Annotated in this window: 16 protein-coding genes and 2 pseudogenes; 7 read left to right on the top strand and 11 right to left on the bottom strand. The window is 64.0% G+C overall.

Translation table 11 applies throughout. The features are described from left to right. Positions 1 to 91 precede the first annotated feature (91 nt). On the bottom strand, positions 92 to 817 hold the full coding sequence (locus tag X760_RS61625) for a 3-keto-5-aminohexanoate cleavage protein (protein WP_023720602.1): 726 nt from the start codon (positions 815 to 817) through the stop codon (positions 92 to 94). A gap of 180 nt (positions 818 to 997) precedes the next feature. Continuing rightward, the gene (locus X760_RS0138685) at positions 998 to 2683 is read right to left on the bottom strand and encodes a tetratricopeptide repeat protein (protein WP_198030521.1); all 1686 of its coding nucleotides are present in this window, start codon (positions 2681 to 2683) and stop codon (positions 998 to 1000) included. Positions 2684 to 2923: 240 nt separating this feature from the next. Here X760_RS0138685 and X760_RS61620 point away from each other — a divergent pair. After that, a pseudogene (locus X760_RS61620) lies at positions 2924 to 3665 on the top strand (2OG-Fe(II) oxygenase). Positions 3666 to 3689: 24 nt separating this feature from the next. On the opposite strand, the gene X760_RS61615 reads toward X760_RS61620, so the two are convergent. Continuing rightward, entirely contained in the window at positions 3690 to 5045 is a 1356-nt protein-coding gene (locus X760_RS61615) for a sigma-54 dependent transcriptional regulator (RefSeq protein ID WP_023720598.1), read from the bottom strand. 6 nt (positions 5046 to 5051) lie between these two features. Further along, the gene (locus X760_RS61610) at positions 5052 to 6911 is read right to left on the bottom strand and encodes a sensor histidine kinase (RefSeq protein WP_031194465.1); all 1860 of its coding nucleotides are present in this window, start codon (positions 6909 to 6911) and stop codon (positions 5052 to 5054) included. A 236-nt stretch (positions 6912 to 7147) separates the two neighbouring features. Here X760_RS61610 and X760_RS61605 point away from each other — a divergent pair. The 3 genes and pseudogenes from X760_RS61605 (at position 7148) to X760_RS61595 (ending at position 10510) form a co-directional block, all read left to right on the top strand. After that, a pseudogene (locus X760_RS61605) lies at positions 7148 to 8549 on the top strand (dicarboxylate/amino acid:cation symporter). 473 nt (positions 8550 to 9022) lie between these two features. After that, entirely contained in the window at positions 9023 to 10087 is a 1065-nt protein-coding gene (locus X760_RS61600) for a glycosyltransferase (RefSeq protein WP_023720595.1), read from the top strand. A gap of 114 nt (positions 10088 to 10201) precedes the next feature. Next, positions 10202 to 10510: a HigA family addiction module antitoxin gene (locus X760_RS61595; protein WP_031194464.1), complete on the top strand. Its 309-nt coding sequence runs from the start codon at positions 10202 to 10204 to the stop codon at positions 10508 to 10510. A 41-nt stretch (positions 10511 to 10551) separates the two neighbouring features. Here the strand turns inward: X760_RS61595 and X760_RS61590 are convergent, their stop codons facing one another. The 6 genes from X760_RS61590 to X760_RS61565 form a co-directional block, all read right to left on the bottom strand. Further along, on the bottom strand, positions 10552 to 10839 hold the full coding sequence (locus X760_RS61590) for a DUF982 domain-containing protein (protein ID WP_023720593.1): 288 nt from the start codon (positions 10837 to 10839) through the stop codon (positions 10552 to 10554). Positions 10840 to 10929: 90 nt separating this feature from the next. Next, complete coding sequence (locus X760_RS61585) at positions 10930 to 11736, bottom strand: ABC transporter permease (protein ID WP_023720592.1); 807 nt, start codon at positions 11734 to 11736, stop codon at positions 10930 to 10932. A gap of 4 nt (positions 11737 to 11740) precedes the next feature. Next, on the bottom strand, positions 11741 to 12574 hold the full coding sequence (locus X760_RS61580; RefSeq protein ID WP_031194462.1) for an ABC transporter permease: 834 nt from the start codon (positions 12572 to 12574) through the stop codon (positions 11741 to 11743). Between the two features lie 17 nt (positions 12575 to 12591). Continuing rightward, positions 12592 to 13707 (bottom strand): ABC transporter substrate-binding protein, encoded by a 1116-nt coding sequence (locus X760_RS61575; protein WP_031194461.1) that lies wholly within the window; start codon positions 13705 to 13707, stop codon positions 12592 to 12594. 67 nt (positions 13708 to 13774) lie between these two features. Then, complete coding sequence (locus tag X760_RS61570; protein ID WP_023720589.1) at positions 13775 to 14869, bottom strand: ABC transporter ATP-binding protein; 1095 nt, start codon at positions 14867 to 14869, stop codon at positions 13775 to 13777. 124 nt (positions 14870 to 14993) lie between these two features. Then, positions 14994 to 15884 carry a LysR substrate-binding domain-containing protein gene (locus X760_RS61565; RefSeq protein ID WP_023720588.1) on the bottom strand — a complete coding sequence of 297 codons (891 nt, stop codon included), beginning with the start codon at positions 15882 to 15884 and terminating at the stop codon, positions 14994 to 14996. Positions 15885 to 15959: 75 nt separating this feature from the next. Between X760_RS61565 and X760_RS61560 the strand changes: the two genes are divergently transcribed. Next, positions 15960 to 17552: a metal-dependent amidase/aminoacylase/carboxypeptidase gene (locus X760_RS61560; RefSeq protein WP_023720587.1), complete on the top strand. Its 1593-nt coding sequence runs from the start codon at positions 15960 to 15962 to the stop codon at positions 17550 to 17552. Positions 17553 to 17585: 33 nt separating this feature from the next. Then, entirely contained in the window at positions 17586 to 18518 is a 933-nt protein-coding gene (locus X760_RS61555; RefSeq protein ID WP_023720586.1) for a dimethylarginine dimethylaminohydrolase family protein, read from the top strand. A gap of 80 nt (positions 18519 to 18598) precedes the next feature. Here X760_RS61555 and X760_RS61550 read toward each other — a convergent pair whose 3' ends face one another. Continuing rightward, a complete protein-coding gene (locus X760_RS61550; protein ID WP_023720585.1) occupies positions 18599 to 19606 on the bottom strand; it encodes an ornithine cyclodeaminase family protein in 1008 nt (335 codons plus the stop codon). 158 nt (positions 19607 to 19764) lie between these two features. Here X760_RS61550 and X760_RS61545 point away from each other — a divergent pair, with 158 nt between their 5' ends. Further along, positions 19765 to 20226 (top strand): Lrp/AsnC ligand binding domain-containing protein, encoded by a 462-nt coding sequence (locus X760_RS61545; protein ID WP_023720584.1) that lies wholly within the window; start codon positions 19765 to 19767, stop codon positions 20224 to 20226. Positions 20227 to 20605: the final 379 nt, after the last annotated feature.

Below are 20605 nucleotides of genomic sequence, written 5' to 3'. Positions count from 1 at the left end.
GGCTATACTTTAGACCCGCCCGACTTTGGCCTGCCTCTCTGTCAAAACCTGGCATCTCCCCAGTGAAGAGGAGATTGGCTGTTTCCCCGCGCTAACGGCTGGTCTCGAAGATAGCGACGGCTGCCGCTGTCAGCGCGGCGTTACCGGGTGCTACTGTTCCATCAGGAAGCTCCTTGCCGTCTTCCAGCCCGACGCGCGTCGACCAACGGCGTTCCGCCGCCCGGTGCACGAAAGGCCAGACCGTGGCGTCGGCACCGTGCAGCAGGATCGCCCGGCGCATCCCGGCGCCGTCGAGCACGGCGGCGATATCGTCACTGACCTCCAGCGCCGCGTCCAAGGGCTGCTCGGAGATTTCGAGCAGGATGCGCAGCACCCGTTTGCCATGGTCGAGGCTCACCAGGCGTTCGGCGTCGGCGACGGAGGCAAGCCCCGCCTCGATGCCGATGCCGCGCTGGCGCAGACTCTCCATGACGGCGGGCGCGGCGTCTTCGCTCAGATTGACCGAGGCATAGTCGGGCAGCTCGCTCCAAGCGGCGATCGCGGCCAGCGTCCGCTCGTCGTCATTCTCGATCCAGGCGCCGGTCGACACGCCGATCAGCGTTCCAGGGCAGGCGCGACGAAGCGCTAGCACAGTCTGGTCCATCGCCGCCGGAGCCAGGCTTTCGCGGCCGTCCAGCCCGCGCGCATGGACATGCAGCTCAGCCGCGCCGGTGGCGACGCAGGCGGCGCCGTCGCGCGCCATGGCCTCCGCGTCGAGCGGCAGGTTGGGGTGGAAATCGGCGCTGCGCGCGCCATTGATGCAGGTCTGGACAATCATGCTATGGGCAGTCCGGTTGCGGTTGCTGCCAGTCTAGCGCGGGCCAGTGAAAACCGGAATCGCGCTGGCGAAGGCTCCTGACATATGGACGTGGCACAGCCTGAATCAGTCTGGCAGAATGCACCTATATCGTGTTGTTCGGCTTAGTCTTCTTAGCAAACGAACATCCGTCGGGCAGAGTTACGGCGAAACACCCAACTCGCGTAATGCAGCGTTGGCGGCACGGTATTCGATAAAACTCTTTGGACAATGGCTGACGGTATGCCTGTAAAGCCATAGGGCGTGATCGCGTTGCCCTTTGAGCCGGCTGAGTTCTGCGTTGTAGAAACCGATCTCGCAAAACTTGCCGTGTTTCTTGGTTGGATCCGAGCCATCGGCGTCGTTCAATGTCGCGGTGGGCGTCTTTTCGCCAAGCAGCATTCGAACCACAGGCGCCGGCCACTTCGTCATGTCGAGCTTGGAAGCTGCCTTCCGCAAATGGCCCGCCGCACCGTTGCGTCGTTCAACAATATCCAGCCAGATGGCAAAATAGGCGTAGTCGGGCCTGAGCGCGGCCGCCTTTTCAAAGTCAGCCTGCGCCTTGGCCAGCGAGCCAGAATAGAAATAGAGAACACCCCTGTTTGAGTAGCTGTACGGATAATTCGGATCGAGCAGGATCGCTTGGTCGAAGTCAGCAATGGCTCGACCGTCGCCGGCCTTTCCCATCCAGGCAATGCCGCGGTTGTGGTAAATTCTTGCATTTTTCGGATCGAGACCAATCGCCCGGTCGTATTCGTCGATGGCCCGATCGTACTCACCTCGCTTGTTCCAGAGAAAGCCTCGGTTGCTGTAGGCGATGGCAAGTGTTGGGTCGATATCGATTGCGTGGCTGTAGTCCGCGAAGGCGCGAACATCGTTCTCCTTTGCCACCCAGGCCAAGCCCCGATTATTATACGCGAGGGCTTGTTTCGGGTCGAGCTTGATCACCTGGTCGTAGTCGGCGATGGCGCGATCATTGTCTCCCTTGCTAGCCCAGGCGATACCTCGATTGAAGTACGCTTTGGGGTCTTTCGGATCGAGGCTGATCGCCTTGTCGTAGTCGGCGATGGCGCGGTCATTGTCGCTCTTGCCTGACCAGGCCACCCCTCTGTTGTACCAGATGCTCTCATCGTTCGGATCGAGGCTGATCACTTGGTTGTAGTCGGCGATAGCACCGTCAAAATCGCCGCCCGTCAGCCGGGCGTTGCCGCGCCGGTAGTAGGCATGTGCGTTTTTCGGATCGAGGCTGATCACCTTGTCATAGTCGGCCAGCGCGCGCTCCTCTTCGCCCCTGCCGGTCAACGCATCGGCTCGGCCATTCAGGGAACCGACGTCGTTCGGGTTGAGCCTGATGGCCCGGTCGAAGTCGGCTATCGCGCGGTCGTCGTCGCCTTTGCGTGACCAGATCAGCCCACGATTATGGTAATTTCTGCCGTCTTCGGGATCGAGGCTGATTGCCCTGTCATAGTCGGCCAAAGCCCGGTCGTCCTCGCCCTTGAAGGTCCAGGCGACGCCGCGGTTGTAGTAGGCATCGCCATATTTCGGGTCCAGGCTGATCGCCTTGTCCAGATCGGCGATGCCCTTGTCGTAGTCGCCCTTGAAGACCCAGCTGATGCCCCGGTTGTAGTAGCCGCTGGCGACGGTCGGTGCGATGCCGATGAACGCGCTGTAGTCGGCGATCGCGCGGTCATAGTCGCCTCGTTCCGTCAGGGCATTGCCGCGCTTGAAATAGGCAATACCGCGGTTTTCGAGGGGCTCTGTCGCATCCTCGATCATGCGCGTGCAGGCGGCGATCCGCGTGCTGGCCTCGACCTTGTCGTCGCTGACGCAGTCGCTGCTGGCGGACAAGGCCGGGAGCGCCGAGACCAGCATCGCGACGAGACAAACGAGGAATTGCCGGACTGCCCCGTCCCTTTGTCGAACCCGTCCGCTCAATTCGCCCCCCCCCCCATCGCGGCAAGCCCCGCTGCATTGTATTCAACGAAATCCCCGAGACAATCGCTAACGAGTTCACCCGGCAAGAAACGGGTGGTCCGCGCGCGCCGTTTCACCCATCTCAATGACAGAGAAGCCACAGGAGGCGAAGCCATGACCATCCATTCGATAGGCGCGAAAGCGGCGGTGAAATCGGCGGAGGTGCGCGTTGCCGGATATGACTGGCGGAAGCTGGCCGATGAGCTGAGCGGCTATGGCTGCGCGGTGATGGAAGAGCTGCTGACGCCGCAGGAGTGCCGGCAGATTGCCGGACTTTATCCGGACGAGAGCCATTTCCGCAGCCATGTCCACATGGCGCGGCATGGTTTCGGCAAGGGCGAGTACGGCTATTTCCGCTATCCCTTGCCCGATCTGATCGGCGGCTTGCGCACCGCGCTCTATCCGCGCCTGGCTGCGGTCGCCAACGACTGGAACGAGCGCATGGGTATCGCGCAGCGCTATCCCGACGAACACGCCGCGTTCCTCGAGCAATGCCACGAGCAGGGCCAGACGCGGCCGACGCCGCTCCTGCTGCAATGTCCCCGGCGACTTCAACTGCCTGCACCAGGATCTCTACGGCGATCTTGCCTTCCCGCTGCAGGTGGCGATCCTGTTGTCCGAGCCCGGCAAGGATTTCACCGGCGGCGAATTCGTGCTGACCGAGCAGCGTCCGCGCATGCAGAGCCGCGCCGAGGTGGTGCCGCTGCGCCAGGGCGATGCAGTCGCCTTCGCGGTCCACAATCGTCCGGTCCAGGGCAGCAAGGGCAATTACCGCGTCAACCTCAGGCACGGCGTCAGCCGGCTACGCTCCGGCATGCGCCACACTGTCGGTATCATCTTCCACGACGCCAAGTAACCGAGCCTCTCGGCCCGGCGGCGATTACCTGGAAAAATCGCTGCGCACGATGCCGTGGCGCTGGAGCTTGTCGTAGAAGGTCTTGCGCGGAATCCCCAGCGCTTCGATCGTGCGCCTGACATCGCCCTCGTTGCGGCCAAGCGCCTCGCGGATGATGTCGGCCTCGTAGCGCTCCAGCCGCTCCGGCAGCTTCATGGCGGCGTTCGATTCAGTTGGGGCAGGGGGTTGTGCTTCGGCGCCTTCCTCCAATCCAAGCACGAACCGCTCGGCGAAATGCGCCAGTTCGCGCACATTGCCCGGCCAGTCATGGTCGCTCAGATGGCGATGTACCGTCGCCGGCACTGCCGGCACCGGACGATGGAAGCGGGCGGCGGCGCGCTCGGCGAAATAGAAGAACAGCAGGGCGACGTCGTCGCGGCGCTCGCGCAGCGGCGGAATGGAGATCGTCACCACGTTGAGCCGATAGTAGAGATCCTCGCGAAAGGCGCCGCGCTGGCGCGGATCGCCGAGATCGACCTTGGCGGCGGCGACGACGCGCAGATCCACCGGCCGCACCTCGTTGGTGCCGAGCGGAGTGACCTCGCGCATCTCCAAGACGCGCAGCATCTGCACCTGTGTCGAGACCGGCATGCTTTCGATCTCGTCGAGGAACAGCGTGCCGCCGCTGGCATGCTCGATGCGGCCGATCCGTTTCTTCTGCGCGCCGGTGAAGGCGCCGGCCTCATGGCCGAACAACTCGCTCTCGATGACGGTCTCCGGCAGCGTACCGCAATTCAGCGCGACGAAATTGCCCTTGGCGCGGCGGCTCCAGCGATGCAGAAGGCTTGCCACCACCTCCTTGCCGGAGCCGGTCTCGCCGGTCACCAGCACGTCGACATCGGTGTCGGCGATCTGGCGCAGTGTGCGGCGCAGCCTGTCCATCGCCGGTGTCTGGCCGATCAGCGGCAGGCCGTCCTGCGCCTCTCCGGCCGCCTCGCGCAAGGCGCGGTTCTCCATCACCAGGCGGCGCTTTTCCGCTGCGCGACGCACGCTCTGCACCAGCCGGTCGGCGGCGAAAGGCTTGGTGATGAAGTCGTAGGCGCCGTCCTTGATCGCCTTGACGGCCATGGCGATGTCGCCATGCCCGGTGACGAGGATGACGGGAATGTCGGCATCCAGCCGCAGGATGCGGTTGAAAAGCTGCAAGCCGTCGATCTGCGGCATGCGGATATCGGACACCACGACGCCGGCAAAATCGGCGTCGAGCCTGGCCAGCGCCTCGGCCGCCACCGCAGAGGCCGAGATCGAGAAGCCGGCAAGCTCCAGCGTCTGCGCGGTGGCCTTGAGGAGATCGCGATCGTCGTCGATCAAGATGACCGGCGCGGCATTGTCGTTCGTCATGATGGCTTACGCTGCTTTCATGAGATGGATGGAGAAGCGGGTGCCGCCGTCGTTGCTTGAAACCTCGATGCGGCCGCCATAATCGGCGACGATGTCCTTCGAGATGACGAGGCCAAGGCCGAGGCCTTTTTCCTTGGAGGTGTTGAACGGCGTGAACAGCGACTTGAGAATCCCGGGCGGAATGCCAGGTCCGTTATCGGACACGCCGACCGTCACGCCGTCCGCGGTCTCCTCGACCGATACCTGCACATAAGCGTCGTCGCGGCCGTCGAGTGCTTCGAGCGCGTTCTGGAAGAGGTTGATCAGCACCTGTTCGAGCCGGACCCGATTGCCCATGACTTTGAGGCTCGGCGGCGGCAGGTCGATGGCCAATGCGTCGAGCCGACCGGCAAAGCGGCTTCTCAACAGCATGACCGCGCCCTCGACAACACCACGTAATTCAACAGGCTCGGCGGCGGTGCGGCCCTTGCGGGCAAATGCCTTCAACTCCTCGGTGATTGAGCCGATGCGTTCGGTAAGTGCTGCAATGGCGCCGAGGTTTTCCTCGGCCGGCCCGGTCTGCTTGCGGTCGAGGAAGGTGCGGGCATTGTCGGCATAGGCGCGGATGGTGGCGACCGGCTGGTTGATCTCATGGGCGACACCGGCGGCGACCTGGCCGAGGATGGCGAGGCGGTTGGCCTGGACCAGATCCTGCTGCACGATTTGGAGCTTGGCTTCGGTGCTGCGGTGGCCTGCTATCTCGGCCTGCAGCCGGTCGCGGGCTTGGCTCAGATCCTCGGTGCGTTCGACGACGCGGCGTTCGAGTTCGGTGCGCGCCGCCTGTTCGGCGGCAATCCGCATCTGCGCCGACTGCCGCCGCCACAACAGATACGCGGCCAGGCCGAGCAGCGGGACGACGGCACCCAGTGCCAGAAGCCGCATTTCGCGGACGGCAGCGGCGATCGGCGCTTCGGCCGGGATCAGATAGTCGAGCTGCCATGGGGTCGAAGGGACCGGCGTGGAAAGGCTGAGATACTCCGCCTCACTGCCGCCGGGCGTCACCGCGTGGACGATCGACACATCCGGGCTGAGCGCCTGCCGGTGCATGATCGGCAGCGGAACCAGCGGCGCGTCGCCGAACTGTTGGCTGTCGCGGATCGCGGCTTGCTCAGGTCCGGCCAGCGGCGCGGTTGTCATGAAGCGCCAGGACGGCACGCTGGTGATCAGCACGACGCCGTTCTCGTCGCTGACATAGGCCGGGCGGTTGGCCTCGCGCCAGTCGGCTTCGAGCTGGTCGAACTCCATCTTGACGACGACGACGCCGAGCGGTGCGGCGGCATCGCCGACGCGTCGCGAAATGTAGAGGCCGGGACGCTTGCTGACATTGCCGAGCGCAAAGTACTCGGCGGTTCCGGCCTGCATTGCGCCGGAGAAATAATCGCGAAAACGGTAGTCATTGCCGACGAAGCTGATCGGCTCGCGCCAGTTGCTGGAGGCGATCGCCAGTCCGTCGGTGCCGACGACATAGAGCACCGACGCCTTGGTGCCGGAGACCAGCCCCTCGAGCTTGCGGTTCAGAACATCGATTGCCGCGGCATTTTTCTGCGACAGCGCGTCACGCACTTGCTGGTCCGCGGACAGAAGCAGCGGCAGGGCGCGCGGGCTTTCGAGCACGGCGCGCAGCAGCGCGACCTTCAGATTGGCGTCGGTACGCCCCTGCGCCGCCAGGGTCCCGACCTCGGCGGTGCGGCCGTAAAGGCCGGCGCCGTAGAGCGTTGCGGTGAGGATCAGCAGGGCGACGGCCGCAAACACCAGCCAGGCTCGGCGTGCCCGCCTGGCGAGTTGCTCGGGCGTCGAAGACAAGGCACCGGCGGGGCGTTGCAGCATCGCCCATTTGTGCATGAACTCGCACAAAACACAATTCGACCTATGCGGAGATTCGCACTTGTCTGTGTGTCCAGCAGTGCGGACGTTTGTGAATGCTCAACAAAATCAATGATGAAAGGCTCTTCTGCGTATCTGGCACGGCTGTTGCAAACACGAATTCAGCAGTCGCGAGGCTGCTGGTCAAAACAACTGCCCCGGGGAGTCGAGCTTTCGATCGGGGCGCCATGGAGGACGTCATGCAGACAGCAATCGCTGCCGCCGAGCCGCGCGGCAAACTTCCCTTTTACCGGCATCTTTATGTGCAGGTGCTGGCGGCGATCGCCGCCGGCGTGCTGCTCGGACATTTCTATCCGGAAACCGGCGAGGCGATGAAGCCGTTCGGCGATGCCTTCATCAAGCTGGTGAAGATGGTGATCGCGCCGGTGATCTTCCTGACGGTGGCGACCGGCATCGCCGGTGTTTCCGACCTGCAGAAGGTCGGCCGCGTCGCCGGCAAGGCGATGATCTATTTCCTGGTGTTCTCGACGCTGGCGCTTGTCGTCGGCCTGGTCGTCTCCAATGTCGTCCAGCCCGGCGCCGGCATGCACATCAATCCGGCCACGCTCGATACCACCAAGGTGACGGCCTATGCCGAGAAGGCGCACGACACAACCATCGTCGGCTTCCTGATGAACATCATCCCCGACACCATCACCGGCGCCTTCGCGCAGGGCGACATCCTGCAGGTGTTGTTCTTCTCGGTGCTGTTCGGTGTCGCCCTGGCACTGGTCGGCGATCGCGGCCGTCCGGTCGTCGATTTCCTGCAGGCACTGACCACGCCGATCTTCCGCCTCGTCGCCATCCTGATGAAGGCCGCACCGATCGGCGCCTTCGGCGCCATGGCCTTCACAATCGGCAAATACGGCATCGGCTCGATCGCCAACCTCGCCATGCTGATCGGCACATTCTACCTGACCGCGCTGCTGTTCGTGCTGGTGGTGCTCGGCGCGGTTGCCCGCTACAATGGCTTCTCGATCCTGGCGCTGATCCGCTACATCAAGGAAGAGCTGCTGCTGGTGCTCGGCACCTCGTCCTCGGAAGCGGCATTGCCGGGCCTCATGGCCAAGATGGAGCGCGCCGGCTGCAACCGCTCGGTGGTCGGCCTGGTCATCCCGACCGGCTATTCCTTCAATCTGGACGGCACCAACATCTACATGACGCTGGCGGCGCTGTTCATCGCGCAGGCGACCGACACGCCACTCACCTACGGCGACCAGATCCTGCTGCTCGCCGTCGCCATGCTGAGCTCCAAGGGTGCCGCCGGCATCACCGGCGCCGGCTTCATCACGCTGGCGGCAACGCTTTCGGTCGTCCCCACCGTGCCGGTCGCCGGCATGGCGCTGATCCTCGGCGTCGACNCTGGCGGCAACGCTTTCGGTCGTCCCCACCGTGCCGGTCGCCGGCATGGCGCTGATCCTCGGCGTCGACCGCTTCATGTCGGAATGCCGGGCGCTGACCAACTTCATCGGCAATGCGGTGGCGACAGTGGTGGTGGCACGCTGGGAGGGAGAACTCGACCAGACGAAGTTTGCCGCCGCCATGGCCGGCGACTTGCCGGAGGAAGTCGACCTGTCGCTGCCGGGTTTGCAGGCCGCCTGACTGTCTCGGCCACGTGACTATAAGCCCCGGAGGCGGTTCGCCGGCTCTGGGGCAAAAGCACCGGCCCGTCGCGGCATGCCGCCTGTAACACAACCTGAAGTGGCCCTGTTTTCGATGCGGGGCTTGTTCCAGCCGCATTTGAAGGCCAGTATCCGCCATGCCTTCAAGGCACCCGTCCGCTTCGCTCCTGACCTGATCGCGAGGCGAGACATTTTCCGTCGGGCTCGGTTGCGACATCACCTTGGCCGAACCGTCTGGGCTTTTGCTGCCGCCGACCCCTTACCATGGCAGCAGCCCTCGAAGGCATGGCGGCCTCAGTACGAAGTCGCAAAGCGAAACGTGACCCGTCTCCTGATAGAAAGCGCAGGCTTTCTCCCAGGGAACTCGTTGCGCGCCAAGAGGGCGCTTGAAGAGGGGGGCAGGCCCATGAGCGGGCCTTTGCCGAACCAAAGCAAGATGCGAGGTCAAACGCGATGCAGACTGTCCCGAGAATTCCGGTATCCATCATCATCCCGAACTACAACTACGCGCGGTTCCTCAAACGCAGCATCGACAGCGCCCTCGAGCAGGACTACGCGGATGTCGAAGTCATCGTCGTCGACGATGCATCGCAGGACAATTCCACGACAATCATGGAATCGTATCGCGACGAGATCCTCGCATGTCCGCGAGCGCAAAATGGCGGACACGCCGCGGCATTCAACACCGGCTTCGCAGCGAGCTCGGGCAAGATCGTCCTGTTCCTCGACGCCGACGATTATCTCTATCCGACCGCCGTCTCCACCATCGTCGAGACCTGGGACGAGGCAACCGCCCAGGTCCAGTCCAGACTGCACATCGTCGACGAAGGGCAACGCATCAAGGATGTCTTTCCGCCGCCCGAACTGGCTTTCGACAGCGGCGACGTCATGCCGAAACTCCTGCACAAGGGCCGCTATCAGACGACCGTGACCAGCGGGCTCGCCTTTGACCGCGCAACGCTCGAATCGATCATGCCGATACCGGAGCCGGAGTTCCGCCAGGGCGCTGACGGCTATCTGGCAACGCTGGCGCCGATGTACGGGCACGTCCAATCCATCGACGAATGCCTCGGCGCCTACCGGATCCACGGCGCCAACCATTCGGTCTTCGGCGAAAAGCTCGCCGAGCGGGCACGCTGGCGGGTAACCCACGATTTCCGCCGCATGCAGGCACTGTCGGACCAGGCCTCCGGGATCGGCCTGACCATCGTGCCGTCGGATGCTGTCCGCCACGATCCGGTCCACCTGGAGGAGCGGCTGGCGTCGCTCTGCGCCGACAGAGACCGACATCCGGTGGCCGACGATTCCCGGCTGGCGCTCGGGGCGGCCGGCGCCGTCGCCAGCCTCGAAATGACCGCATCCCTGCGGCGGCGCGTCATCCTTGCCGCATGGTTCCTGTCGGTCGGGGTGTTGCCGCGGAAAATGGCCACGGCGGTGCTGTCGTGGAAGCTCGATGCGTCGTCGAGGCCGGCATTTTTAAGCCGCCTGTCCAAGAGAATCCGCCACGCTATGGGGTAGTGGGTGGCGCAGTGACACAACGCCGCCAGGTTTTCGGGAGGTCTGGCAACCCGGGTAGATTTCGAGCAATATCACTATGGGCACGTGGCGACCCAACCGAAGGACAACCAGCCCATGACCTGTTATAAGCCGATGCGTCCGATGGAGCGCTGCCCATCCCACCCTGGGGCGCTGCTCGACGACATTATCCCGGCAACCGGAAAGACCAAGGTGGAAATCGCCAATCTGCTCGGAATCTCGCGCCAGCAGCTTTACGACATCATCCGCGAAAAGAAGCCGGTCTCGCCGGCCGTCGCGGCGCGCCTTGGAAAGATGTTCGGCGACGGCGCCGCGATCTGGCTCAGGATGCAGGCCGCTTACGATGCGTGGCACGCGGAGCGCGAGGTTGACGTCAGTGCCATTCCAAGGCTGCATGCTGCCTGAGATGCAATAGATCGGCCGAACCACCGAGGCTCACAAATCGATCACGGTCCCGCCTGCCTGGACCGGTCCTGCGGTTCAACGGCTCGCTCGACCAGGACATGCGCTTCCCGCGCGGCCTCGATGAACGCGTCCCTGGCGGCTTCGGTCCAGCGGTCGTCGCTCATAGCGCGGCGGCATGTGCGCCGTGCCAAGCCGTGTTTGGCGCTGCCAGCGTCGCGCCAGTGGGCTTCCAGCAATTCGACAGCCTGCCGTGCGTTGGAAATGTTGCGGATATCTCCCACGATGCCGACCGCAATCGCAACCGGCTTGGAAAACCATCCTTGATTCATGGCGAAGCCTTCGACGTGTTGAACTACCTATAACGAAAATCGTGGCGCAAGGTTTCATTCGCGCCAGTCACCGCGGCAGTGAGGCGGCCCTCACTGCGCCGCGCGCAGCCTGACCACGACGCTGCGCGCCACAAGCACCAGCACCGTGATGACGATCAGGATCACCGAGAGTGCGGCGATCGCCGGGTCGATGTTGTCGCGCAGGCCCATCCACATCAAGCGCGGCAGCGTGATGGCGTTGACCGAGGTGATGAACAGGGTGACGCCGATCTCTTCCCAGGACAGCACGAAGGACAACAACGCCGCGGTGACGATGCCGAACTTGATGTTGGGCATGATGATGCGGGTGGCGCGCTCCCACACGGTGGCGCCGAGGCCGCGCGCGGCAAGATCGATGCGGCGGTCGAGCTGGCTGAGCGACACCAGGATCAGCACCGTGGCGAAGGGCACCGTCATCACCGCATGCGCCATGGCGACACCCAGCCAGGTGTCATAGCCGAAGAACGACGAGAAACCCGAGATCGAGGTCAGCAGGAAATAGAGCGTGATTGCCGAGACCACCGGCGGTACCACCATCGGCAGCAGCACGAAGCCGACCAATGCTGCGGTGAAGCGCGGCTGGAACATCCAGACGCCGAGGCCGAAGCAGAGCGCGAGCACGGTGGAAAAGGCGCTGCTGACGACGCCGATCCTGATCGAGAGCAGGATCGAGTTGATCCAGCGCGGATCCTCGATCAACGCCCGGTAATGGCGCAGCGACAATTCGCCCGACGGCATCGCCAGCATGCGGCTCGGCGTCAGCGACACCGGAATGACGGCGAGCAGCGGCAACAGCAGAAACAGCGCGACCAGGGCGGCGAGGACCAGCGAGACGGGACCGGGGCGATAGGTCGGCATCGCGCTACACCAACTGCTTTGGTCTGATATAGCGGAACAGCAGCGCCATCAGCGCGCCGACGAACAGCACCAGCACCACGCTGATCGCAGCGCCCAGGCCCCAGTCCGGGCTCTGGAAGATGCGGAGATAGATCAACTCGGCGATCATCACGCTACGACCGCCGCCGAGGATCGCCGGCGTGACGAAGAAGCCGAGCGAAAAGACGAAAACGATCAGCGCCGAGCCGATGATGCCGGAGCGGGTCATCGGCACGAACACCGACCAGAAGGTCCGCATGCGGCTGGAGCCGAGGCCGCGCGCCGCCAGCAGCACGCGGTCGTCGAGACTGCGCATCGAAGAGGCCAGCGGAAACACGGCGAAGGGGATGAGGAAATGCGTCATGCCGACGATGACGCCGAACTCGTTGCGCACCAGCGCCAGCGGCTCCGAGATGAAGCCGACCGCCTGCAGCCAGGTGTTAATCAGGCCGCGATTGGACAAAAGCGCCACCCAGCCGAAGGCGCGGGTCAGCACCGAGATCCAGAACGGCACCAGGATGCAGAATTCGGCCACGACGCGCTGCACCGGCGTGCCGCGCACCCAGACAACGGTGATGGCGTAGGCGGCGGCAACCGAAACGATCGTCACGATCGCCGCGATGCGCAGCGTGCGGATAAAGACCGACTGCACCAACTGATCCGTGAGCAGCGCATTGTACTGCCCCAGCCCCGGCGTGGGCAGCGTAAAACTCCATTTGACCACGCCGAGGAATGGCCAGGCATAGGCCAGCACAAGAAAGAGGAGCAGCGGCGCCATCAACAGCGCCGCGCCCATCCTGTCGGAGAGGTATGCTCTCATCCGGTTATCCCGGCTTGTCAGGCGGAGATGATCTTCGTGTATTCGTCGAGTGCTGCCCCATAGTTCTTGGCGTACCAATCCATGTCGAGCGGGATCTGCTTTTTCATGTTCTCGGGATCGACCGGGTTGATGCGCTTCTTGTCGGCGGGGATCAGCGCATCGGTGGCCGGATTGGCCGGACCCTGGCCGAGCTTGTCGAACATGATGAGTTCCTTCTCCGGGTCCTGGGTGCTGGCGATGAACTTCATCGCCGCGTCCTTGCCGCCGGGATTGCCCTTGAGCACGGCGAGCGCGCCGGGCGAGATCAGGCCCTGGTCCCAGATGAACTTGATCTTGCCGCCGGAATCCTGCTCGATGAGCGAAGCCCGGGTCGACCAGACGATCGCCATCGACGCCTCGCCATTGAGCAGCACGCTCTGGCTTTCGGCGCCGCCACCCCAATAGGCGACGACGTTTTCCTTGAAGGCGGCGATCTTGTCATGCGCGCGTTTGAGGTCGAGCGGGTAGAGCGAGGCCGGCGCGATGCCGTCAGCAAGCAGTGCCGCTTCCCAGCTCGACACGCCCCATTTGTAGAGCGAGCGCTTGCCGGGGAATTTTGCCACGTCGAAGAAGTCGGCCATGCCGGTCGGTGCCTGGCTGCCGTATTTCTCGGCATCGTAGGCGATGACATAGGAGAAGAAATAGGTCGAGGCGGCGTGTTCCCAACCGAAGCCCTCGCGCATCTTCTTCTTGTCGACGATCGTATAGTCGATCGGCTCAAGCATGCCCTGCGCGCCGAGCGTGATGGCCGAGAACGGATCGACGTCGACCAGGTCCCAGGTCGGGGCGCCGCTCTTGAACTGCGCCGCGATTGCGCCTTCGGTCGGGCCGGAGCCATCCATCTTAACGACGATGCCGGTCTCCTTGGTGAAGGCCTGGCCGTAAGCCGCGTCATAGGCGGTGATGGCGTCGCCGCCCCAGTTGACCAGCACCAGTTCCTTCGCCGCGGCAAAGGCGCCGGTCGAGCGCAGCAGCATCGGCGTGCCGGCCAGCACCAGCGCGGCCAGCTGCGTGAACTGCCGGCGCGAGATCTCTCCGCGCACGGCCCTGGCGGACAGCGCCTCGATGGAATGTTTCTTGGTTTGGTTTGTCATGTCAGTTCCCCTTTTTTGTCGTTGGTATTTCCTGAAAGTCAGCTTGGCGAATTCGCCACGCCGATCGTCATTGTCCTCCATCCGGAAGGAGGAAACCTTTCTCCGCCGGCCAGGTCAGCCAGACGGAATTGCCTTGGCTGAGCGCGGAAGCGGCAACCTCGTTCGGCACCGAGACCGTCATCTTGGCGCCTTGGCGCGTCGTCAGATCGAGCCGCGTTGCAGCGCCGAGATAGGTCGAGGCGACGGCAGTCGCGGCAATGCCGTTCTCGCCTGCGGCGGCTTCGCGGGCGATCGACATGTATTCGGGCCGGATCGCCAGGATGGCGTCGCCCCGGACCTTCTCGGCCTTGCAGCGCATGCTGATCGCGCGGTCTTCGCAGAGGCCCGTCGAGCCATTGTCGGCCGGGCGCACGCCCTTCAGCGGCAGCATGTTGATCTCGCCCAGGAACTCGGCGACGAAGCGGTTGTCCGGCCGGTCGTAGACCTCGTCCGGTGCGCCGACCTGCAGCAGTTTGCCATGATTGAAGATGGCGACGCGCGACGACAACGCCAGCGCCTCGCTCTGGTCATGGGTGACGAAGACGAAGGTGGTGCCGGTCTCCTGGTGCAGCCGCTTCATCTCGGCCTGCATCTGGCCGCGCAGGCCCTTGTCGAGCGCCGAAAACGGCTCGTCGAGCAAAAGCACGCCCGGCTCGAACACCAGCGCACGCGCCAGCGCCACGCGCTGCTGCTGGCCGCCGGACAATTGCGACGGTAGTTTCTTCTCGTGGCCCTTGAGCCCGACGCGCTCGATCATTTCGCCGACGTGGCGTTTGATCTCGGCCGCCGGTTTCTTGCGCACCTTGAGCGGGAAGGCGATGTTGGCCTCGACGCTCATATGCGGGAACAGTGCGTAGCCTTGGAAAACCATGCCGGCGGCGCGCTGCTCGGCCGGCCGCTCTGTGATGTCGACGCCGTCGCTGTAAAGTCGGCCGTCGGTCGGCTGAACGAAGCCGGCAAGGATCATCAGGAAGGTGGTCTTGCCGGAACCGGAGGGGCCGAGCAGGGTGAGGAACTCGCCACGGCCGATATCGAGCGTCAGATCGTCCAGCGCACGGAACGAGCCGAAGCTCTTGCCGATCCCGATTGCCTTGATCTCTGCGGCCCGGCCGGGTTGCTGCATCCTGCCCTTTCCTTAGCGTAGGCGAAATCGTAGGCAGGGCGGCGGCTCACCGCAACCGAATAGTTTTCGCCTGATCGGCAAATTTGATTCATCTATGCACCAATCTCCTCCTCGAGGGGGGAGATTAGCGCTCCTTGTTCTCGGACAGCTTCGACCTCAGCCATCTCCCAAACGCCTCCAGCACCGGATGCGCTGCCTTGGCGTGCTCGGAGACCAGAAAATACGAGCGCGGCGAATTGATCGCTATGTCGAAGGGGCGGACCAGCCGGCCTTCGCTCAGCGCCCGGCGACTGGTCAGCTCGTCGCCCATGGCGATGCCCTGGCCGGCAATCGCCGCCGAAAAGACCAGGTTCATGTCGGAAAAGAAGATGCCGCCTTCCGGATCGGGGTTCTCGACCTTGGACAGGGCCAGCCAGCGCGCCCAGTCCTCGGTTTCACCGAGATGCAGGAGATTGGCGCGCAGCACGTCTGCCGGCTTGGAGAAGCCGCCGATCTTGTTGAGCAGCGTGGGGCTGCACAGCGGCGTGAAGGAGATTTCGCACAATGGTTCGACCACGCGGTTCGGCCAGTTGCCGACGCCGAAGGCGATGAAGGCGTCGGCCTCGGCATTGCTGACGTCGTCGAGGCGCCGCGGCGTCAGGATGCGCAGTGCGACATCGGGGTACATCTGCCGGAACTCGCCGATATGGGTGCACAGGAACAGCGAGGCGAAACCCGGCGTACAACTGACACTGAACGAGCCGCCGATGCCGGTGCCGGCATGGCGTGTCACCGCGTCGCCTAGCACCGTCAGCGCCTTGCGCACGTCGCTGGCATAGCGTTGGCCGCGTGGCGTCAGCGCCACGCCCTTGCCGATGCGCGCGAGCAGGTCGAAGCCGAGATCGCGTTCGAGCAGGCGCAATTGATGACTGACCGCACTGCGGGTCAGATGCAGTTCGTCAGCGGCGCGCCAGACGCTGCCGTGGCGGGCAAAACTGTCGAGCGCGCGCAGCGCCTGCGTCGAGGGAATTCTCAAGAGGTGAACCGAATTTGCATGAGCCGGGAAAACATATCACTTTTTGGAGAGGCGCTTCACTGCTTTCTTTCCGCCATGGAGAAACCGGTGACCTCGGCGCAAGCGACCGCGCTTGCCTGTCTGGACGACATCCAGCCGTCGCTGTCGGCGTGGACGCGGACCATCTTCGACTTCGGCGAGACCGCCTGGCGCGAATACCAGTCGGCCGCCTGGTATGTCGAGCGCCTGAAGCACGAAGGCTTTACCGTTGAAGAGGGCTCTGGCGGCATGCCGACCGCCTTCTGCGCCCACTGGACCAACGGGACCGGCCCGACAATCGGCATGTATGCCGAGTACGACGCGGTGCCTGGCAATTGCCAGGATGCGGCGACGGTGAAGCGACCGCGTCCGGGCCTCGGCGAACAGGCCGGCGGCCACACCGATCCGCATTCCGGGCTCGGCATTGCCAGCCTCGGCGGGCTGCTGGCGACCAAGGCGGCGATGCAGCGCCACGGCATATCGGGCACGCTGCGCTTCACCGGAGAGCCGGCGGAGAAGGTGAGGGGATCGAAGCCGATCCATGCCGCGAAGGGCTATTACGATGGGCTGGCGGGCATGATCTCCTTCCATCCTTTTTACATGCTGCCGCTGTGCAACACGGCGCGCTGGGACACGCATTGCGGTGCGGCCTATGCGATGATCTACCGCTTCATCTGCGACGAGCCGGAACATTGGTCGAGGGCGGCAGGCAACGCGGCGCCGATCCCGCAGGAGCATTCGGCGGTCCGGGCGCCGGGCGCCAACGACGCGCTCATGATGATGTACATGGCCTCGAAGGCGCTACGCGATTCCATGCTGCCGCATCAGGGCGGCTGGTCGATCAGCGAGGCGATCCTGACGGCGGGGCAGGCGACCGCCGACAATCTGCCGGCCGGGCTGGCCGAGATCCAGTACATGATCCGCGTGCCGACGCTGGCGATGGCCGAGCAGGTCACCGCCGTGCTTGACCGCAATGCGGAAGCCGTCGCGGTGATGGGCGGCTGCCGCTATGAGCGGCACTGGGTGTCGAAGTCGCGGCCGGGGCTCGCCAATCACGTAATGGCTGGCATTGCCTTCGACGCGCTGGCGGCGGTCGGGCCGCCGCGCTGGGACGAGACGGCTAAGGCGATCGCCCGCGAAATCCAGATCAATGCCGGCGGGGTGGCGAGCGAGGAACCATTCATCGACGAATTGGAGCGGCTGATTGCACCACAGGCGGCCGAGGCGGTGCTGCGCCGCGACCTGCCGCCGTCGCAGCTCAATTCGACCTCAGACGATTACACCGACATGTCGTGGCATACGCCGACGGCGCGGTTCTATGTCGCTCGCCCGGCATTGCGCTCGGAGAACGGTCACGCCTTTCCGTCCTGGGCGATGAATGCGCTGGGCGGCATTTCTGCCACCATCGACCCGATGGTCATCTGTGCCGCAAAGACGGTCGCGCTGGCAGCACTTCGCCTGTTGGAAGACGAGGCCGCGCGCGACGCGGCGATGGACGAATTCGTCGCCCGCACCGGTGGCGGCATCGGCGGCTCGAACTGGATCGCGCCGCTCTGCGACTACGAGCCGCCAATTGGATTTCGCTGGCCGGAATACATCACCACCCCGCGCGGACGGGACTGGTGGATACCGAGCAACCAAGCCGCATGACTCAACCAAGCCGCCCCTTCACGAGGAGAACCCATGACCGTCCATGACCGCATCGTCACCGAGCCGTTTTCGCTGCAGCGCCGCAACCCGGCCGGCGGCACCAAGAAGCTGACCGCCTGGGGCTTCGCCAACGAGACCGACGTGCTGACCGACGTGCTGCTCGGCTCGCCCAATTTCCTGCGCCATCTCTCGACCAGCTCGCTATCGCGAAAACATCTGCGCGAGGCGCCTTGCAATGTCCAGATCGCGCAGGCGCAGCACAAGGACCTTGTCGCCGCCTATGAGCATTTCGGCGTCAACATCCACTGGCATGAGCCGACGCCGGAACTGCCGATGCAGGTCTATTCACGCGATTCCAGCGTGATGACGCCATATGGCGTCATCATCACCGCGATGGCCAACTGGTGGCGGCGCGGCGAGAACTACGCGGCGATCCGCACCTATGAGAAGCTCGGCATCCCGATCTATGACATGGTCACCGCCGGCACATTCGAAGGCGGCGACTTCAACGTCATCGAGGACGGCGTGGTGCTGATCGGCTGCGGCGGCGCCCGCACGCAGGAGGAGGGCGCCCGCCAGGTGCAGGCCTGGTTCGACAAGGAGGGCTGGGAGACCCGCATCGCGTTCATCGACGAATATTACGTCCATATCGACCTGATGGTGGTGCCGATCGCCGAGAAGCTGACCGCCGTCTGCCTCGCCTGCACGGAGCCGGGCATCGTCGACTGGCTGAAGGGCAAGGGCCACGAGATTATCGACGTGCCGTTCCAGGACACGATGGCGCTCGGCTGCAACTTCATGTCGCTGGGCAAGGACAGGGTGATCGCGCCGACGTCCAGCCAGGCGCTGATCGGCCAGCTCAAGGCACGCGGCTTCGAGGTCGCGGCCATCGATATGAGCGAGATCTCGAAGACCGGCGGCGGCATCCACTGCATGGCACAGGCGCTGAAGCGCGAGCCGGCCTGAGGGGCCGGCCTTTAGCCCCAACGCTCCCACGAAAGCGCCATTGTCAGCAACGTCGAACCCGCCTGGCTCGCGGCACGCGCCTACAGCACGATGAGCTTTCCCTTGCGCAGACGCTTGGCGCAACGATAGGCGAGGTCGGCGGCGACCATGTCTTCCATCGCAATGCCCATCGCCTTGTAGGTGGTGATCTGTTGATTCGAAACGCGACCCGGCGCGCGGTCGAGCAGCATGGCGCCAAGCTCGGTGCCGAAATCCGGGTCGAAGCCGGCAAGCTCGCAAGAACCGACCGGGGTCGGTTTGAACGCATCCTTGGTTTCGACAAAAAGACTGGATTTGCCGATGAGCTCGATCGGCATTTCTCCGCCGGGCGGCGCCACCCCGACCGACGAGACATGCGTGCCCGGCTGGACCCAGCCTGCGTCGATCACCGGCTGGTAGGAGTGGGTCGCCAGGCACACCACGTCCGAACTGCGCACTGCCGCCTCGAGGTCGGCGACCGCCACCACCGACGGATGCAGCCGGGCAAGCGCTGCCGCATCGTCGAAGCTCTTCGAAGCGACCCGGATTTCGGCAAAGTCGCGCACCAGCGGCAACAGATGCAGGTGCTGGTTGGCCTGCACGCCGGCGCCGATCACTGTCGCTATCCTGGCATCCCGGCGGGCAAGCGCGCGCACCGACAGCACGGCGGAGCCGGAGGTTCGCACCGCGGTTATGAAGGTGCCGTCCATGATGCAGACCGGCAGGCCGGACAGCGGATCGAACAGGCTGATGGTGGCGAGATGGCTGGGCAGGTTCTTGGCCAGGTTGCCTTCGAAGACATTGACGATCTTGACGGTCAGGTTCATGTCCTCCATCCAGGCCGGCATGGCGAGGCTGTAGCCGGCTCCGGGGATGTCGAGCTGTGGTCGGGGTGGATTGACGACCTTACCTTGTGACAGCGCCTTGAAGCCGTCTTCCAGAACGTCGAGAAGCTGGCTGAGGTCGATGCACGCCATCACGTCGGCTTCGCTCAGCACCAGGATCTCGGTCGCTCCCTTGCTGATTTCCGCCGCACTCTTGCCGGCTGGGCTGCACGCTTCCTTGGTCATCCTGCACTCCTGTGTTCGTCGAAATCGGCTCACCACATCTGCTTTGAGTGGGTGAGGGAAGCGCAGGCTATTGCGAGGTTTTTTGTGATGAAATACGTTGATTTTGGCATCTGTGCGTGAATTAAGCACACAAATCCCTGAGATAGAGTGGATTGTGAATGGACGATCTCGACCAGATAGACCGCAGCCTGCTCCGGCTGCTGCAGGAGGATGGGCGCCGGACGACGCTTGATCTTGCCGGGCGTGTCGGGCTGTCGCCGACCGGAACCAGCCAGCGGGTGAAGCGCCTGTTCCGCGACGGGTTCATCACCGCGGTCAGGGCTATGCTCGATCCGCGCAAGGTCGGCAGGGGAACGCTGGTGTTCATCGAGGTCAGGCTTGACCACACGGCGCCGCATGTCTTTGACCGCTTCGCCGAAGCCGTGGCGAAAGCTCCGGAGGTTCTGGAGTGCCATATGGTGGTTGGCGGTTTCGATTATCTGGTCAAGGCGCGGATCGCTGAAATGGCGGTGTTCCAGGATTTCCTGCAGCGGGTCATCCTGCCTCTGCCCGGCGTGCGCGAAACGCACACTTTCGCCTCCATCGCCGATGTCAAGCCGAACGCCCTCTTGCCGGTGTAATCAGATGGAGGAGGGGAATGCTGTTCAGGGCGACGTTGAACGCATCTTCGCCACCTTGTCGCTCCCCCTAGCGCGCCTCCTGGTGCAGAGATGCCGGAGACCGGCTTGTCTTATGATTTTCCGTCGTTTCGAGGCCAAAGTGGGTTGCCGCCTGCGGGCCTTCACCACCCGCAGGCGGCGGGAGGGGTGGGATCGATGAACCGTCGGTCGTGATGGACCGAGCTAGAGTATGATCGCCCCTCTCTTTTCCATGAGGCCTGAACGAACGGCCCGGATGACAAGCACGGGACACGGAAAAGATGACCGCAATCATAGCACGAACGCTCGGAATCGACATCTCGAAAGATCGCCTCGACAGATCGGAAGAGCGTCGTGTAGG

Origin of the sequence: Mesorhizobium sp. LSHC420B00 (assembly GCF_000503055.1) — a bacterium.
Taxonomy (GTDB): domain Bacteria; phylum Pseudomonadota; class Alphaproteobacteria; order Rhizobiales; family Rhizobiaceae; genus Mesorhizobium.
Note: the sequence above shows the minus strand (reverse complement) of the source record. Positions and strands in the feature narration are given on the sequence as shown.